This window comes from Psychroflexus montanilacus, assembly GCF_020164535.1.
GTDB lineage: Bacteria > Bacteroidota > Bacteroidia > Flavobacteriales > Flavobacteriaceae > Psychroflexus > Psychroflexus montanilacus.
In genome coordinates, this window is the sequence record NZ_JAIQZC010000002.1 from 20,775 (window position 1) to 37,338 (window position 16,564).

Here is a 16,564-nt window from a genome sequence, read left to right on the forward strand (position 1 = left end):
TAGTCCCCTTCCCTTGGGGAAGGGTTAGGGATGGGCTTTACTACATTACTCAACCTTCTCCCCGTTCAATTCCACCTGATACTGAATATCCACCGTTTGATCCAGCATCTTGGAGACCGAGCAGTACTTTTCAAAGGACAGCTGTGCTGCGCGTTTGGCCTTATTGGCTGGAATATCACCTTCAAGTTTAACGAGTAATTTAATCGTATGAAAAACTTTGGGGTCGGTGTCTTTTCTGAAACCTTCTACATCGACATTTAAATTTTTAATCTCCAGATTCTGCTTTTTCAAAATATGTACAATATCGATACTGCTGCAGCCTGCGGTTCCCATCAAAATTAATTCCATTGGACTTGGTGCCTTTGGGTTGGGTGCCGAAGAATTGTAAAGTTCAATTGTATGACCCAATGAATTTTCTGCCTCAAAATGAACGTCACTGTTGGGTTTCTTATGTAAACTGATTTTCATGATTCTCTAATTTTATACAAAGCAAATGAATCTTCAGTATAAATCTGCTAAAAATAACTTAATACAATTTAGAATGACTCAAATTTATTATGTTTGCACCGAGGAAGGATTTGACTGATTGCAACCTCTTTTTAAAATGCTAAAGCAGTATATTTTGAAGATTTTAGTCTAATTTTCCTTCCTCCCGACTATAACTTTAAATCTTATTCTATGTCCTATTTATTTACTTCAGAGAGTGTTTCTGAAGGACACCCCGATAAAATCGCCGATCAAATCAGCGATGCCCTGCTCGACTCTTTTTTAGCCTTTGATGAAACTTCCAAAGTCGCCTGTGAAACCTTGGTCACGACTGGCCAGGTGGTTCTGGCAGGAGAAGTGAGAAGCAATACTTACTTAGACGTTCAGCAAATTGCCAGAGACGTTATAAACGATATAGGTTATACTAAAGGAGCTTATCAGTTTTCTGGGGATTCCTGTGGTGTAATTTCTTTGATTCACGAGCAATCTCAGGATATTTACCAGGGTGTGGACAAAGCTTCCAAAGAAGAACAAGGCGCTGGAGACCAGGGAATGATGTTTGGTTATGCGACCAACGAAACCGAAAATTACATGCCATTGGCACTGGATATTTCTCACAAACTTCTTATCGAACTGGCCAAACTTCGTAGAGAAAACGACGACATCACCTATCTCCGTCCCGATGCTAAGGCACAAGTCACTATTGAGTATTCCGACGATAATGTACCCCAGCGCATAGATACAATTGTAGTCTCCACTCAGCATGACGATTTTGATAAAGATGCAACCATGCTTCAAAAAATTGCCGAAGACATCAAATCTATCCTGATTCCCAGAGTAAAAGCTTTGTTTGACGAGCAGACTCAAGCTTTGTTTGATGAAAATATCACATACCATATTAACCCCACAGGGAAATTTGTCATTGGTGGACCTCACGGTGATGCCGGACTTACAGGAAGAAAAATCATTGTCGACACCTACGGTGGTAAAGGTGCTCATGGCGGTGGTGCTTTTTCTGGAAAAGACCCCAGCAAGGTCGACCGTTCCGCAGCTTATGCAGCCAGGCACGTTGCTAAAAACATGGTAGCCGCAGGCATTGCAGATGAAGTTTTGGTCCAGGTGTCCTACGCTATTGGGGTAAGCGAACCTACGTCTATTTTAGTAAACACCACCAATAAACACATCAACATGAGCGATGGAGACATTGCCAGAAAAATCAGACAGATTTTTGATATGCGCCCAGGAATGATCGAGGAACGCTTAAAATTAAGAAACCCTATCTACAGAGAAACTGCCGCTTACGGCCATATGGGAAAAGAACCACGCTTTGAAACCAAAATCTACCGTTCAGATTATTCTGGGGAAGTCCGTCGTGAAGTCGAGCTTTTCACCTGGGAAAAACTGGATTATGTGGATCAACTGAAAGAAGCTTTCGATTTGTAATTTTTTTTCTGAATTTGTTTCAAGATAGCCTGAACTCTTTAAGATAACCAACTTGTACGCTAAAGTTTAATTCAATTCAGCGTCCAGGCTTGTCAACTTGTCCCAAAGCACGGGACAAGTTGACAAAGCTCAACACTGTTGAGACGAAGATGTCAGGGCTAACGCCCCTTTTTGCCTACTCTCGTTTTACTATGAAGATTTCAGGGCTAAAGCCCCTTGCAACATCTACTTCTTTACTTTTTACGAAGATTGCAGGGCTAACGCTCCTTCCACATGTTTTCATAATAAAAATTATTGGAACTCATATTCCTTTTATGTATATTAACTTAGGAAATGAAGACTATTAGGACTACGTCTTTAAAAAAAGGGCAGAGCCCACTAATCTTTGTAAAACAAGCACCTAGTTTATGTACCGAGGGGCAGAGCCCTGGCATCTAGTTCGAAGAAGAAAATTATGCAAGTGATCTTGAATTCTGTTACAGCTTATAGATCACCTAAAGCATCACAAGCCTAGACACTCTTCAACTTACTCCCTACACCTGTTAAATAAATTCCTGTCTTCTTCATTATATTTGTAGAAGCCTTTTGCAACACCTAACTTTACTCAAAAATAATCCACATGAAACATCTTTCCCTTTTATTAGTGTCGCTCCTATTCCTTGGAGCCTGCAACCAGAAAAAAGATAAGTCAGAAGAATCCAAGTCTGAGTCAACTTCTGAGGTCTCTTCAGATAAAGGAATTGGCATCTTGGAAGACATCGCTTCTGCCAATGGCTACGAGAACTGGTCTGAAGTAGATTCCATCTCCTACACCTTCAATGCCCAAAATGGTGACAATATCTCCAGTCGTACCTGGAAATGGAAACCAAAAACAGGTGAGGTCACCATGAAAACACAAGACACCACCCTTACATATAACACTAATAAGTTTGAAGAAGACATTGCCTTTGCCGATCGTGGTTTTGTCAATGATAAATACTGGTTACTATTTCCATTCCATTTGGTTTGGGACGATAACTTTGATTATGAAGTTACTGAACAGGTAGAAGCGCCGATTTCTGGTGAACTGATGCAGGAAATTGCCATCATGTACAAAGATGAAGCCGGCTATACCCCTGGCGACACCTACCATATTTATGTTGACGAGAATAAGATGATCCGCGAGTGGTCTTATACGCCCAAAGGTAGCGACGAGCCAAGACTGGCCACCACTTGGGAGGATTACGATGACTTCAACGGCATTAAAATCGCCAGAATGCACGATACCAAAGAAGGAAGCTTTAAAATTTACTTCACCGATATTAGCGTCAATTAATTTATGAAGTACATCAATTCCAGGGCTTTTGCAGCGGAACAGGATCAAAACGATCCGTTACATCACTTTAGAAGTCAGTTTCATTTTCCGGTCAAAGCAGACGGTTCACCCAAAATCTATTTGTGTGGCAATTCCCTTGGGCTTCAACCTAAGCAAACCTCAGCCTACGTTCAGCAGGAATTAAACGACTGGGCAAAATTTGGAGTGGAAGGCCATACCGATGCCGAAACTCCGTGGCTGACTTCACACGAAGATTTGGCACAACCCATGGCTAAGATCGTGGGTGCAAAGCCAGAGGAAGTCGTCATCATGAATACCTTAACGGTGAACCTTCACTTGATGATGGTATCGTTTTACAAACCGACTCAAAAGAAATTCAAAATCCTGATTGAAAGCGATGCTTTTCCTTCCGATAAATATGCAGTGGAGTCTCAGCTGAAATTTCACAATATCGATCCTAAAGAAGGCCTTATTCTTTGGAAGCCTAGGGAAGGTGAACACCTTTGCCGACACGAAGATTTTGAAGCGCTTCTGGAAACTCATAAAGATGAAATAGCCTTAGTCATGGTGGGAAGCACTAATTATTACTCTGGCCAGGCCTTTGATTTGAAACGCATCGCCAAACGTTGTCAGGACAAAAACATCACTGTTGGTTTTGATTTGGCCCATGGGGCAGGCAATATTCAACCTAACTTACACGACATCGGCGCTGACTTTGCCGTGTGGTGTACCTACAAATATTTGAATTCCGGACCAGGCAGCATTGGGGGCTGTTTTGTGCACGAAAAGCATATCCAAAACCAAAGTATCAATCGTTTTGTGGGCTGGTGGGGACATAATAAAGACTCACGTTTCAACATGAGAGTTGGATTTGACCCTACGCCAACCGCAGAGGGCTGGCAACTAAGCAATCCGCCAATTTTATCTTTGGCAGGCACACGCTCATCCCTGAATTTATTTGAAAAAGCAGGTTTTGATAACTTGAGAGAAAAATCGGTAAAACTGACGGGATTTCTAGAGTTTCTCATTGACGATTTCGACAACACCGATATTTCAATTTTGACACCTAGATCACCGGGAGAACGCGGATGCCAATTGTCTATCCAGATGAAGAATGCCGACCGCTCCCTTTTCGATCAGCTCACAACTCAAGGCGTCGTAGCCGACTGGCGAGAACCCGATGTGATCCGCATCGCTCCTGCTCCGCTTTATAATTCGTTTACAGATGTATATGAATTTGTACAACTTTTAAAACTCTGTCTGCATGGCAACTAAAGAACATATACTCATCATTGGTGCTGGACTTTGCGGTTCACTACTCGCTTTACGCATGGCCCAGCTAAGCTACAAAGTCACGCTAACCGAAAAGCGATCTGACTTGCGCAAAGCGAAACTGGCGGCTGGCAGATCCATCAATTTAGCCTTGTCCAACCGTGGGTTGAAGGGCCTTAAAATGGTAGGCTTGGAGAAAGAGGTGGAAAGTCTGTGCATCCCTATGTACGGCAGGATGCTACACAGCCTTCAGGGCGAAACTCAGCTTTCAAAATACAGCGGAAGAGAAGGGGAATACATCAATTCGATCTCAAGAACTGGTCTTAACGCCTTGCTTTTAGATAAGTTGGAAACTTATCCTAATGTCGAGATCCAATTTGAAAACACCTGTACCAACGTAAACCTTAAGCAGGCGAACGCCAGATTTAAGCCCGCAAACTCAAATTCAGAATACACTTTACAGGCAGATTACATTATCGGAACAGATGGTGCAGGTTCTGTAGTTCGACAGCAGATGGAACGAGAAAAAGGATTTCTATTTAGCCGATCGCAAGACTTCCTAACCCACGGCTATAAAGAACTGACGTTTCCAGCAACAAAAGATGGACATTACGCTACAGAAAAAGGAGCCTTACACATCTGGCCAAGAGGCGAAAATATGCTGATTGCTCTTCCCAATCAGGACAAGAGTTTTACGGTGACCTTGTTTTTGGCTTACGAAGGCGGCAAGTATAATTTCAATAATTTGACGACGGAAGCTATTGTTGAAGAATATTTTAAGGAGGTTTATCCCGATGCTTATGAATTGATGCCTGATTTGAAAACTGAATTTTTTGAAAATCCTACAGCTCCGCTGGGCACGATTCGTTGTTTCCCCTGGACTTACGGCAAAACACTGTTGATGGGCGATGCTTCGCATGCTATTGTTCCGTTTTACGGGCAGGGCATGAATGCTTCTTTTGAAGATGTCGTTGAGTTTGATAAAGCTTTAGCCGAGTCTGATTTTGATCTGGATGCCTCTTTTAAGCATTTTAGTCAACATAGAAAACCTGATGCTGATGCGATTGCAGACCTGGCTCTGGATAATTTTCATGAAATGAAATCGCATACAGCAGATGAAGTTTTTCTGGAAAAACGAAAACTGGAACTGGAGTTTGAAAAGGAGTTTCCCAATGAATACCATTCTAAATATTCGCTGGTGACCTTTAGAGCAGACCTTCCCTACACCAAGGCTATAAGCCAGGGACGTGCACAGGACCTGGTGATTCAGGAAATGCTAAGAAAAAATATACTGAAAGCTGAAATGAGTCTTCAAGAAAAATTAAATTTGGTGCGTGAAATTTCCACAAAAGCAGAAGACAACGAACTGATTTTTGATATTTAATCTCAACCCATGAAACTACTAGACGGCCGAGCAGTCTCGGGAGACATCCTAAAAAAAGTAAAAGAAGACATTGATAGCTATATTGATCAGAAACATCTGGGCTATGATTTATCTCGACCAAGCATTGCGATCGTCATGGTGGGACATAATGCGGCAAGCGAATCTTACGTCAGAGCCAAAACCAAAGCTTGTGAAAAAGCGGAGATCAATCATAAAATAATTCGGTTTGATGAATCTATTTCTACGTTTGAATTGATTTCAGAGATCAAAAAACTAAACAAATCCCATTTTGATGGTTTCATCGTTCAATTGCCATTACCAGAGCATATTGAGCCAAAAGCCATCATCAATGAAATTAGCGCCTACAAAGATATTGATGGGTTTCATCCCCTTAATTTCGGGAAAATGGCATTGGGACAAAAATCCATGCGTCCGGCTACGGCTTATGGTATTTTAAAATTATTGCAGTATTACGATATTCCAACCAACAGCCAACATGTGGTGGTGATTGGAAGATCCAACATCGTTGGTAAGCCCATTTCCATAATGCTAGGCAACGATTTTGAAGTTGGGCGCTCAACCGTAACTTCTTGTGATATTCATACTCCAAAAGAACTCCTTAAGGAAGAATCCAGTAAAGCAGATATCGTGATTGTAGCTGTAGGGCAAGCAGGTTTTTTAACGGCAGATATGATCAAAGAAGGAGCCGTTGTGATCGACGTAGGGATCAATCGCTTGGATTCTGGGAAATTGGTAGGAGATTGTGATTTTGATGATGTTTCCAAAAAAGCAGGCTATCTTACGCCTGTCCCTGGCGGCGTGGGCCCGATGACCATCGCTGGCTTGATCTTGAATACCTTTGAAGCCTGGAAAATGAAAAATTTGATTGAAGAGTAGAGCTATAGACCATAGATATAATAGGTTAGAGGGTAGATATTAGAGGATAGAGGTGTGATGTCCATAAGAGTTAGACTTGTGTAAACTAAAAAATCTTAGAAGAAGACTAAAACAGATGAAAAGAAAGCTTAGAATTAACGGTCACTCCCACCTCCTGCCCTATCCGGAAGAGATTCCGGATTTCATGCGTGAAAAGGAAATTTTCTGGATCGATGAGGATAAAAAATTTATGCTCCAAAAAGGTTGGAAACGACCTGTCACCGATTCTAGTTTTTTTCTTAATGAAAAGCTGGAATGGATGGAGCGCTACAAAATAGACCATGCTGTAGTTCTCAATTTATCTCAGCTCTATGGAAACGGCCTCCGGGTTGAAGAAATGAAGAAAGCGCTTCGTTTTCAAAATGACTTTAATGCTAAAATTCAGCAGAACCATCCGAAAAAATTTACTTGTGGGTTTGTAGTACATCCTGGTTTTGTACGTGGAGCCTTATGGGAAATTGAGCGTTGTGTGGAAGAACTGGATCTCAAGCTCTTGTGCTTACCAACTCATTATATGGATAGCATCGGGACCTGGAGGTGTATATTTGATGAAGAAAATGAACCGATCTTTGAACTGGCCAGCAAGTATAATTTAGCCGTAGAGATTCACCCTTACGATGGGGAAAAGTTCATCAAACTGGAAAATACTTCCTGGCGTTTTCATTTGATTTGGATGCTGGCTCAATGTGCAGATGCCTATCACTTTTTGACTTTAAATGGCTATCCAGACAAATATCCTAACATGCGAGTATGCTTTGCTCATGGCGGACAACTGGCACAGATCAACCTGGGAAGACGCATCCAGGGATTTGATGGCAGACCCGATCTGTTTGAGGGGAAAGTCCACCCTAGAAAATCGGTTGGTCACAAAAATATTTTCTTTGACACTTTGGTTCACGATACGCGATCGCTAAAGCTACTTCTTGAAAATCAAAAAAGCTCTCAAATCCTGGCTGGACTTGACGACCCATATCCATTGGGCGAAATGGAAAGTGAACCACAATCTTCATATCCAGGGAAAATTTTGGATCTTGCTTTAGAACAAAAGGTTATCACTGAAAAAGAAAAAGAGGAAATCTGGTCGGATAATGTCTTGCAATGGCTTTTTGGGGATGATGAAACGAGAAAAGAAGAACTAGTCAACAAAATCATTAGTTAATGGATTTTATTTCAAAAGAGCTTCAAACTTACATAGAAGCTCATACTGAAGCGGAACCTAAACTGCTTCAGCAATTAACCAAAGAAACCTGGCAAAAAGTGCTTCAGCCCAGAATGTTAAGCGGGCATTACCAGGGCCGGCTGTTGAGTTTAATTTCGAAATTGGTTCGTCCGACATCTATCCTGGAAATCGGTACTTATACAGGTTACTCAGCTTTAAGCCTTGCAGAAGGTCTTTCAGAAAAGGGGAAAATATATACCATAGACCGCAACGAAGAACTTTATGATTTGCAACGCAAGTACTTCGATTTAAGCGGTTTTGGGAAGCAAATACTCCAGTATACAGGCGATGCCAGAACTATCATTCCCGAAATTGACGCAAAATTTGATTTGGTGTTTATTGATGCTGATAAATCCTCTTACCCGATTTATTTTGAATTAATTATAGAAAAATTGAATTCTGGTGGTCTTATTTTGTCAGATAATGTTTTATGGAGCGGAAAAGTCATAGAAGAACTTAATCCAAAAGACAAAGACACAAAAGCCTTATTGGAATATAATTTAATGCTAAAAGAAGATCCTAGAATTGAAACCGTCTTACTTCCCGTAAGAGATGGGCTTACGATCTCAAGAAAATGCTAAAACATTGTGAAAATTTTAGTCTTATTTAGAGATAATTTCAGAATTTAAACAGCCTGTGTGAAATATATTTGGCAAAAAACTTAAGTCATTAAACTTCTATCCATTCTCATTACTTTTTTTCTTACACAATCGGCTTTTTCTCAAGGCTATGAATTGTCCGGTTCAGTTGTAGATGATACAAATCAGCCTGTTGCTGGTGCTAATATCATTGTTGAAAATAGCAGTACAGGAACAGTCACCAACGATAGGGGTGAATATTCCATCAAACTTGCTCAGGGCGACTTTACTCTTAAAATTACTTATTTAGGTTTTAAAACTATCCGTAGAGAAATTAATTTGAAAAGCGATAAGACTCTAAATTTTACTCTGGATCCTCAAACTGAAGATTTGGAAGAAGTCGTTGTTTCGGATAATATTGAAAAAATAAACATCCGTGATCCAGAAATGAGCGTAAGCAAGCTGGATGGATCGAGCATAAAGAAAATTCCTGTTGTTTTTGGAGAAGTAGACGTCATACAATCTTTACTCCAACTACCTGGGGTTTCTAATGCCGGAGAGGGTGCTTCTGGCTTCAATGTAAGAGGTGGTGCAACCGATCAAAATTTGATTTTGATTGACGATGCCTTGATCTACAATTCTTCACACCTTTTTGGGTTTTTCTCTATTTTCAATCCAGATGCCGTAAAGAATTTAAAATTGTACAAAGGCGGGATTCCTGCAAATTATGGCGGTAGAGTGTCTTCAGTCTTGGACATCAAACAAAAAACGGGAAACAGTCAAAAATTGAAAGGAGAAGGAGGTGTTGGAGTGATTTCAAGTAAATTAACTCTGGAAGGCCCCATTCAAAAAGATAAGAGTTCGTTTCTAATAAGTGGGCGAGGAACCTATGCACACTTATTTCTAAAGTTAACTGATAATGCAAATTCAGCTTATTTTTATGATTTGAACACAAAACTCAATTTTGATATTGACGAGAAAAACTCGTTGAGTTTTTCTGGATATTACGGTTTAGATTATGTCAATATAAACGATAGTTTTACCAATATTTATGGTAATGCTTTTGGAATATTGGACTGGAGCCATAAGTTTAATGAAAACATTACCTCAAATTTAAATTTTTCCTACAGCCAGTATAATTATGAACTTGATTTAGCTTTGGTAGGCTTTAATTTTGAAAACAGTATTTCCAACTTTGATTTGAGCTATCAAATTGATCATGAAATCAATTCGAACCTCAGTCTTTCTTATGGCTTAAGCAGCATTCAATACACTGTAAATCCAGGAGAAATTGTTCCAACCACTGCAGACTCGGGTATCAATCCACGAAAACTCAACAATAAGTATGCCTTCGATAATGCAGCTTTTTTGACGGTAAATCAATCCTTAAGCGACAATATCAATATTCAATACGGATTGAGAGTCAGTGCCTTTTTAAGAATGGAAGATGAAACTATCGATATCTATGAGGATAACAATCCACTTTTGTATGACGAGACTCGCGATATATATGTGGAAGCTGAGCCCATTGATTCCAGACAAGGAAATACCTCGAGGGTGAATGAAAGTTTCATCAATTTTGAACCAAGACTAGGATTGTCTTATATTTTGGATGACAATACTTCTGTAAAAGCTAGCTATAACCGAATGGTTCAAAATCTACATTTATTGTCCAACACCTCCTCACCTACTCCTTTTGATATTTGGACTCCTAGTGGAAGTTTTGTTAAACCTCAGAAACTGGATCAGTTTGCTTTAGGTTACTTTAAAGATTTTGAAAATATCCCATTCACCTTGGAAACAGAAGTCTTCTACAAAACCATTGCTAATAGAATTGATTACATAGACGGCGCTAACCTCATTGCCAACGACGCTATAGAACGGGTAATTTTGAATGGAGAAGGCAGAGCTTACGGACTCGAATTTTACCTTAAGAAAAACACAGGACGACTCACAGGCTGGTTGTCTTACACCTTATCCAGAAGTGAACAACGCACACCAGGACGAACGCCAAGTGAAATTGGTATCAATAATGGAGATTGGTACCTCAACGGTTATGATAAAACACATGATATTTCTTTGACGAGCAGCTATGAATTGAATGACAAATGGCAGTTGAACTCCAATTTTGTACTACAAACTGGACGCCCGGTGAATTTCCCGGTGGGGCAGTTCGAATTTCAAGATCTTAATATTCCGGTGTTTGAAGGCAGAAATCTCAACAGGCTCCCAACCTTTCATAGATTGGACCTATCTGCCACCTACACGCCAGAAAAGAAAAACAAAAACTGGTCGTCTTCCTGGAACTTTGGGATTTACAATGTCTATAATCGTAGAAATGCGGCCTCACTTAACTTTGAGCAAAATTCAACAACAGGACAAAATGAAGCTGTGAGGTTTTCGATTTTTGGAATTGTGCCTTCAGTGAGTTATAATTTTAAATTTTAAGCCATGAAAAAACTCTTGATTTTACTTGGTTTTGTGATTTTGTTTACCGCTTGTGAAGATGTGGTAGAAGTCGACCTGGAAGAAGCTCAGCCAAGGCTAATTGTAGATGCTATACTCCAGTGGGAAAAAGGAACATCTGGTGCTAACCAAACCATAAAACTAAGCCGAACTCGCGGTTTTTTTGAGCAAGAACCCAATCCGGTATCTGGGGCGGATATCGTTGTAAGAAACAGTTCTGGGGTGGAATTTAATTTTGAGGAGTTAGCTTTAGGTGAATATGTCACCGATAATTTTGAGCCAGAAGTCAATGAATCTTACAGCATCACAATAGAACTAGAGGGAAGCGTCTATACTGCAGAAGAAACTCTGAAACCAGTAGTTGAAATAGAATCTATAGAGCAAAATGATGAAGGCGGATTTTCTGGTGAAGACATCGAGTTAAAAGCTTTTTACACCGATCCGGAAGGAATTGAAAATTATTATCTATTTAAATTTTTCGCTCCTTTTTTGGCCTTTCCAGACTTTAGTGTATTTGATGACGAATTCAATGACGGAAACAGGATTTTCGGTTTATTTTCCGAAGAAGATCTCGAACCAGGTATGGAAGTTACAATTCAGATACATGGTATAACTAAAGACTATTTCAATTTCTTAGAAATTCTACTCGCACAGGCAGGAAGCGCAGGTGGGCCTTTTGAAACTCAGCCTGCCACGGTAAGAGGAAACATCAAAAATGAAAATGATTCAGAAGAATTAATTTTTGGTTATTTTGGACTTTCAGAAGTGGACACAGTCATTTATACCGTTCAGTAATGCAAGACAAGTTTAAAAAAATCACCGAGCAGTCTTCCAATTACAGGCATCTGGAACAGATGTCCACAGGAGAACTTTTAACCCATATCAATACTGAAGATCAATCAGTTCCGCTTGCAGTTCAGAAGGAGCTTAAAGCCATCGAACGTTTGGTTGAAGTCATTGTAAAACAACTTCAGAAGGGAGGAAAATTATTTTATATTGGAGCGGGGACCAGTGGGAGGCTGGGAATTCTAGATGCCAGCGAATGCCCTCCAACCTTTGGTGTTTCGGCAGAACTCGTGAATGGTCTAATCGCTGGCGGAGACAAAGCCATCAGAACGGCTGTAGAACATGCTGAAGATGATATAGAACAGGCCTGGAAAGATCTGAAAAAACACCATGTCCAAAAAGAAGATATCGTGATAGGCATTGCTGCTTCGGGCACAACTCCTTACGTAGTGGGCGGACTACAAGCTTGTCAAAACGCTGGAATTCTTACAGGATGTATCGTTTGTAATCCACATTCGCCAATTTCCAAAGTCTCCGATTATCCTATTGAAGTTGTCGTTGGACCTGAATTTGTCACGGGCAGTTCCAGAATGAAAGCAGGAACAGCACAAAAACTGGTACTGAATATGATTTCTACTTCAGTAATGATCAAGCTCGGAAGAGTAAAAGATAATAAAATGGTGGATATGCAACTGAGTAATGCTAAACTCCATCGAAGAGGAAGTTTATTGATTTCAGAAGCTCTGGGAATTTCAGAAAAAAAAGCAGCCGATTTATTGAAAACACATGGAAGTGTGAGAAAAGCAATTGATCATGAAACACACCAATAAAGACACACTTGCCAAAGGCGTAAAGTTCTTGGCAGGTGCTTTACCACTTATATTTATAGGACCTTCGATTGTGTTCAGCGCTTTCAATAATCAGGACAAACCATTATACTGGCCGATATTGATTTTAGGAATCATGTTAAGTATGGCTGCTATTTATTTGATTTTTAAGGGAATAATGACATTATTAAAAGCTTTATTCGACGAATAAAAATTATTCTTTGAAAGGTTTTTTTAACTGATTCCAAAAATCCTGAGGATAATTTTCATCATTTTCAAAACCCAGCTCTATATTTTTTCCATCTTCAGGAATATGAGCTGTTCCGAAAATATAATCCCATAAACTTAAAGTCAAACCGAAATTCATTCCATAAGGACGCTCTTCTGGCAAAGCTTTGGAGTGATGCCAAATATGCATCTTTGGATTGTTCAATATATATTTCAGCGGCCCATAATCCCAACCAACGTTGGCGTGATTGAGGTGACCAATAAGCACTCCAAACATGTGAACAATAAAAAATTCCTGAATCCCAAAACCAATCATCGCTAAAGGCACGTATTGAACTACTTTATATACGATAGTTTCCATAAAGTGAAAACGGAATTGAGCTGCAAAACCCATTTCCTTCACACTATGGTGTACCTTATGAAATTTCCACAGCCAGGAGCGTTTATGCAACTGGATATGAACATTCCATTGGATAAAATCTGCAATAAGAAACATGATTAAAAACTGGGACCAGGTGGGAAAATTTTGAACCTGAAAGGCCACCAGATTTTCAATTCCAAATAAAGCCAGGAAGTCATTGAATAGCTCAACAAATACATTGGATATAGCATTGTATCCAATAAGTGAGAAAATAAAAAAGTTGAAGAAGACATAGAATACATCCAGCCAAAAGCCCTTCCTTATAATTTTTTGGTCTTTTCTCCAGGGAATTATAATTTCCATGAGAAGCACCAAAAATGAAAGCCCAATCAGCCACCAGAAATAATTGGTTAGAGATGGGTTTTGAATTTCATCTACCAGGTAGTTGAAATAACCGCTAAAGGAGTCCAAAAAAATATCTTTGTACTTTTCCATAATCAATTGCAAAATTAAAGTCTAAATTTAATTTTGTAGGTATCATAAGTCACAATAGTCTTTTAAATTTTAGACTTACTACATTTAGAATCAAAAAAATCTATGAATATGAATTTCAAAAATAAAGCCGTATTAATTACTGGAGCTTCCAGAGGGATTGGTAAGGCCGCAGCCATAGCTTTTGCTTCAGAAGGTGCTAATGTAGGCGTCAATTACAGAAGCCGAACCCAGGAAGCTGAGAAAACTCTCTCTGAACTTTCAGGTCATGGTCATAAGCTGTTACAGCGAGATATCTCGGTGAAAGAAGAAGCGAAAGCCCTGATTGATGATTTTATAAAACAATACGGTAAAATTGATATTTTAGTCAACAATGCAGGGATAGCTATTACACACGAAGTCGACCAGATTGATTTTGAAGCCTGGGCTTCTGCCTGGGAAAATACACTGCAGACCAATCTTTTTGCCGCAGCAAATTTATCTTACTTAGCTGCACAGCACATGATTAAGTCAGGTGGTGGTAACATAATAAATGTGTCATCCAGAGGAGCATTTCGTGGAGAACCCGATCAGCCTGCATATGGTGCCAGTAAAGCAGGCTTAAATGCCTTGAGTCAGTCTTTGGCCAAGAAATTGGCATCGCATAAAATTTTTGTGGCCGTTGTCGCGCCTGGCTTCACAGAAACCGATATGGCTACAGAAACACTTACGCCTGCCTCAAAGGAGAATATGCTTAAAGAAACGCCTTTTTATCGCATGGCAAAGCCGGAAGAAGTAGCGCATGCGATTTTATTCCTGGCTTCGGAAAAAGCAGCTTACTGTTCTGGAACCATCATAGATGTAAATGGGGCTAGTTATCTAAGAAGTTAGAGTTTTGGGAAAAACCGGCCAGTTTTGGACATATAGTCTTTGTATCCCTCAAAGGTGTTTTCTAGCAGACCCTCTTCATAGCTAGTTTTATAAAAAAATAAAACTAAAATAGCCAGGCTAATGCCTAATTTGTAACCATCTCCAAGCCAAAACGAAAAACTAAACATAAACATTAAAATTCCAGTATAGATAGGATGTCGACTAAACTTAAAAACTCCATTGGTAATGAGTTTGGAGTTTGCTTTTGGAGTAGGAAAAGGAGATAAATGAATGTTCATCTGTAAAAGTGCAACCGCAGACATAGCTAAACCCAATAGTCCTAAATAAAACCAGATATGATGCTCTATAAAGCTTATAGAAAACCAATTGACATCCAGGAAAAAAACCAGCATTAAAAAAAATTGAACTGAAACAAGAAGAATATCTTTGAGTTTTGGCATTATTTCTTTTTTGCAAAGATAGCATGTTAGACTCTACTTAAATTTTCAGTTCATAGCTGATTTTTATCATTTTGCAAGACTAGATCCCATTGTACTTTTGAATAAAATGCAATAGACATGCAAGAGTTAATTCAGAAATATAATGTGCCTGGGCCTAGATACACCAGTTATCCCACAGTACCTTTTTGGGATGAGGAAACTTATAGTGCATCTTCTTGGATAAAGAGTTTACAAAAGAGCAATTCCTCCAGAGAAATTAGCCTGTATATTCACCTTCCATTTTGTGAAAGTCTTTGCACCTTTTGTGCCTGTAACAAACGCATTACCAAAAGGCATGAAGTAGAATTACCTTATATAAAAGCCCTGCTGAAAGAATGGGAGATGTACCTTGAAATACTTGAGGGAAAGCCAGTTTTAAAAGAGATACACCTTGGAGGTGGAACTCCTACTTTTTTTGATCCGAAACATTTAGAATATCTTCTAAAAACAATTAAAAACTCCTGTGACGTTCCAAAAGACGTTAGCTTCAGCTTTGAAGGTCATCCTAACAATACTACTATAAACCATCTTGAAACCCTGAGAAATCTTGGGTTTGATCGTGTGAGCTATGGTATACAGGATTATAATCCTAAAGTTCAGATTGCTATACACAGAATTCAGTCTTTTGAGACCGTCAAAAAAATTACTAAGGAATCCAGGGCTTTAGGCTACAAATCTGTGAGTCATGATCTCATTTATGGATTGCCACTGCAAAGTTTGAGAGATGTCATTGCTACTATTGAAAAAACGATTGAATTGATGCCGGATCGTATTGCGTTTTATAGTTATGCTCACGTTCCCTGGACAAAGGGAAATGGACAGCGCGGATACGATGAAAAGGATTTACCATCGGCAGAATTGAAACGTCAACAATATGAAATTGGCAAACAAATGCTGGAAGACAAGGGCTATGTTGAAATAGGCATGGATCACTTTGCACTACCCAATGATGAGTTGGCTTTAGCATTTGAACATCAAAATCTACACAGGAATTTTATGGGATATACCACCACTAAGACCAATAAAATGATAGGTCTTGGTGTATCTGCTATCAGCGATAGCTGGTTTGGATTTTCTCAAAATCACAAAGACCTCAACACGTATTACTCAAGTTTAAACAATGATATACTACCTGTTTCACGAGGTCACATTTTAAACGAAACGGATCTGATAATCAGAAGAAAAATCTTAAATTTAATGTGTCATTTTGAAACTGATTTAGAGGATTTAGAAATTGACCTTCAATTTGAAATTAAAAATGATTTAGTTGAATTCGAATCAGATCAATTACTTAAAATCATGGATAATACTATAAAGGTAAATCCTGCTGGTAAAGCTTTTATCAGAAATGTATGTATGGCCTTTGACCTTCGGTTGAAAGCTCAGCAGACAACATCACAATTATTCTCAATGACTATCTAA

Annotated in this window: 16 protein-coding genes; 13 read left to right on the forward strand and 3 right to left on the reverse strand. The window is 39.3% G+C overall.

The window, feature by feature from the left end; translation table 11 throughout:
• Window positions 1-45: 45 nt before the first annotated feature.
• A complete protein-coding gene (locus tag LB454_RS06850) occupies window positions 46-468 on the reverse strand; it encodes an OsmC family protein (protein WP_224463900.1) in 423 nt (140 codons plus the stop codon).
• 210 nt (window positions 469-678) lie between these two features.
• Here LB454_RS06850 and metK point away from each other — a divergent pair, with 210 nt between their 5' ends.
• The 11 genes from metK (at window position 679) to LB454_RS06905 (ending at window position 12,923) form a co-directional block, all read left to right on the forward strand.
• Window positions 679-1,929 (forward strand): methionine adenosyltransferase, encoded by a 1,251-nt coding sequence (gene metK, locus LB454_RS06855; RefSeq protein WP_224463901.1) that lies wholly within the window; start codon window positions 679-681, stop codon window positions 1,927-1,929.
• A 619-nt stretch (window positions 1,930-2,548) separates the two neighbouring features.
• The gene (locus LB454_RS06860; RefSeq protein WP_224463902.1) at window positions 2,549-3,244 is read left to right on the forward strand and encodes a hypothetical protein; all 696 of its coding nucleotides are present in this window, start codon (window positions 2,549-2,551) and stop codon (window positions 3,242-3,244) included.
• A gap of 3 nt (window positions 3,245-3,247) precedes the next feature.
• Complete coding sequence (gene kynU / locus LB454_RS06865) at window positions 3,248-4,519, forward strand: kynureninase (RefSeq protein WP_224463903.1); 1,272 nt, start codon at window positions 3,248-3,250, stop codon at window positions 4,517-4,519.
• Window positions 4,509-5,900, forward strand: a complete 1,392-nt coding sequence (locus LB454_RS06870; RefSeq protein ID WP_224463904.1) for an FAD-dependent oxidoreductase — start codon at window positions 4,509-4,511, stop codon at window positions 5,898-5,900. Before kynU ends, LB454_RS06870 begins: the two co-directional genes overlap by 11 nt.
• A 9-nt stretch (window positions 5,901-5,909) precedes the next feature.
• A complete protein-coding gene (locus LB454_RS06875) occupies window positions 5,910-6,797 on the forward strand; it encodes a bifunctional 5,10-methylenetetrahydrofolate dehydrogenase/5,10-methenyltetrahydrofolate cyclohydrolase (RefSeq protein WP_224463905.1) in 888 nt (295 codons plus the stop codon).
• A gap of 115 nt (window positions 6,798-6,912) precedes the next feature.
• Window positions 6,913-7,995: an amidohydrolase family protein gene (locus LB454_RS06880; protein ID WP_224463906.1), complete on the forward strand. Its 1,083-nt coding sequence runs from the start codon at window positions 6,913-6,915 to the stop codon at window positions 7,993-7,995.
• The gene (locus tag LB454_RS06885) at window positions 7,995-8,636 is read left to right on the forward strand and encodes an O-methyltransferase (RefSeq protein ID WP_224463907.1); all 642 of its coding nucleotides are present in this window, start codon (window positions 7,995-7,997) and stop codon (window positions 8,634-8,636) included. Before LB454_RS06880 ends, LB454_RS06885 begins: the two co-directional genes overlap by 1 nt.
• A gap of 153 nt (window positions 8,637-8,789) precedes the next feature.
• Window positions 8,790-11,081, forward strand: coding sequence for a TonB-dependent receptor (locus LB454_RS06890; RefSeq protein WP_224463908.1), 2,292 nt, complete (start codon window positions 8,790-8,792; stop codon window positions 11,079-11,081).
• Window positions 11,082-11,084: 3 nt separating this feature from the next.
• Window positions 11,085-11,894 carry a DUF4249 domain-containing protein gene (locus LB454_RS06895; RefSeq protein WP_224463909.1) on the forward strand — a complete coding sequence of 270 codons (810 nt, stop codon included), beginning with the start codon at window positions 11,085-11,087 and terminating at the stop codon, window positions 11,892-11,894.
• Complete coding sequence (gene murQ, locus LB454_RS06900) at window positions 11,894-12,715, forward strand: N-acetylmuramic acid 6-phosphate etherase (protein WP_224463910.1); 822 nt, start codon at window positions 11,894-11,896, stop codon at window positions 12,713-12,715. The genes LB454_RS06895 and murQ overlap by 1 nt, the downstream gene beginning before the upstream one ends.
• Window positions 12,699-12,923 (forward strand): DUF6095 family protein, encoded by a 225-nt coding sequence (locus LB454_RS06905; protein WP_224463911.1) that lies wholly within the window; start codon window positions 12,699-12,701, stop codon window positions 12,921-12,923. Before murQ ends, LB454_RS06905 begins: the two co-directional genes overlap by 17 nt.
• A 3-nt stretch (window positions 12,924-12,926) precedes the next feature.
• Here LB454_RS06905 and LB454_RS06910 read toward each other — a convergent pair whose 3' ends face one another.
• Window positions 12,927-13,796, reverse strand: a complete 870-nt coding sequence (locus LB454_RS06910; protein ID WP_224463912.1) for a sterol desaturase family protein — start codon at window positions 13,794-13,796, stop codon at window positions 12,927-12,929.
• Between the two features lie 108 nt (window positions 13,797-13,904).
• Between LB454_RS06910 and LB454_RS06915 the strand changes: the two genes are divergently transcribed.
• Window positions 13,905-14,663, forward strand: a complete 759-nt coding sequence (locus tag LB454_RS06915) for an SDR family NAD(P)-dependent oxidoreductase (RefSeq protein ID WP_224463913.1) — start codon at window positions 13,905-13,907, stop codon at window positions 14,661-14,663.
• On the opposite strand, the gene LB454_RS06920 is transcribed toward LB454_RS06915, so the two are convergent.
• Window positions 14,660-15,103: a methyltransferase family protein gene (locus LB454_RS06920; RefSeq protein WP_224463914.1), complete on the reverse strand. Its 444-nt coding sequence runs from the start codon at window positions 15,101-15,103 to the stop codon at window positions 14,660-14,662. The genes LB454_RS06915 and LB454_RS06920 overlap by 4 nt on opposite strands.
• Window positions 15,104-15,220: 117 nt before the next feature.
• On the opposite strand from LB454_RS06920, the gene hemN reads away from it, so the two are divergent.
• Window positions 15,221-16,564: an oxygen-independent coproporphyrinogen III oxidase gene (gene hemN / locus LB454_RS06925; RefSeq protein ID WP_224463915.1), complete on the forward strand. Its 1,344-nt coding sequence runs from the start codon at window positions 15,221-15,223 to the stop codon at window positions 16,562-16,564.

Bases quoted from the DNA above. Each gene is read 5' to 3' on its own strand.
- LB454_RS06850 (WP_224463900.1), bottom strand. From the start codon at position 468: ATGAAAATCAGTTTACATAAGAAACCCAACAGTGACGTTCATTTTGAG.
- metK (WP_224463901.1), top strand. From the start codon at position 679: ATGTCCTATTTATTTACTTCAGAGAGTGTTTCTGAAGGACACCCCGAT.
- LB454_RS06860 (WP_224463902.1), top strand. From the start codon at position 2,549: ATGAAACATCTTTCCCTTTTATTAGTGTCGCTCCTATTCCTTGGAGCC.
- kynU (WP_224463903.1), top strand. From the start codon at position 3,248: ATGAAGTACATCAATTCCAGGGCTTTTGCAGCGGAACAGGATCAAAAC.
- LB454_RS06870 (WP_224463904.1), top strand. From the start codon at position 4,509: ATGGCAACTAAAGAACATATACTCATCATTGGTGCTGGACTTTGCGGT.
- LB454_RS06875 (WP_224463905.1), top strand. From the start codon at position 5,910: ATGAAACTACTAGACGGCCGAGCAGTCTCGGGAGACATCCTAAAAAAA.
- LB454_RS06880 (WP_224463906.1), top strand. From the start codon at position 6,913: ATGAAAAGAAAGCTTAGAATTAACGGTCACTCCCACCTCCTGCCCTAT.
- LB454_RS06885 (WP_224463907.1), top strand. From the start codon at position 7,995: ATGGATTTTATTTCAAAAGAGCTTCAAACTTACATAGAAGCTCATACT.
- LB454_RS06895 (WP_224463909.1), top strand. From the start codon at position 11,085: ATGAAAAAACTCTTGATTTTACTTGGTTTTGTGATTTTGTTTACCGCT.
- murQ (WP_224463910.1), top strand. From the start codon at position 11,894: ATGCAAGACAAGTTTAAAAAAATCACCGAGCAGTCTTCCAATTACAGG.
- LB454_RS06905 (WP_224463911.1), top strand. From the start codon at position 12,699: ATGAAACACACCAATAAAGACACACTTGCCAAAGGCGTAAAGTTCTTG.
- LB454_RS06910 (WP_224463912.1), bottom strand. From the start codon at position 13,796: ATGGAAAAGTACAAAGATATTTTTTTGGACTCCTTTAGCGGTTATTTC.
- LB454_RS06915 (WP_224463913.1), top strand. From the start codon at position 13,905: ATGAATTTCAAAAATAAAGCCGTATTAATTACTGGAGCTTCCAGAGGG.
- LB454_RS06920 (WP_224463914.1), bottom strand. From the start codon at position 15,103: ATGCCAAAACTCAAAGATATTCTTCTTGTTTCAGTTCAATTTTTTTTA.
- hemN (WP_224463915.1), top strand. From the start codon at position 15,221: ATGCAAGAGTTAATTCAGAAATATAATGTGCCTGGGCCTAGATACACC.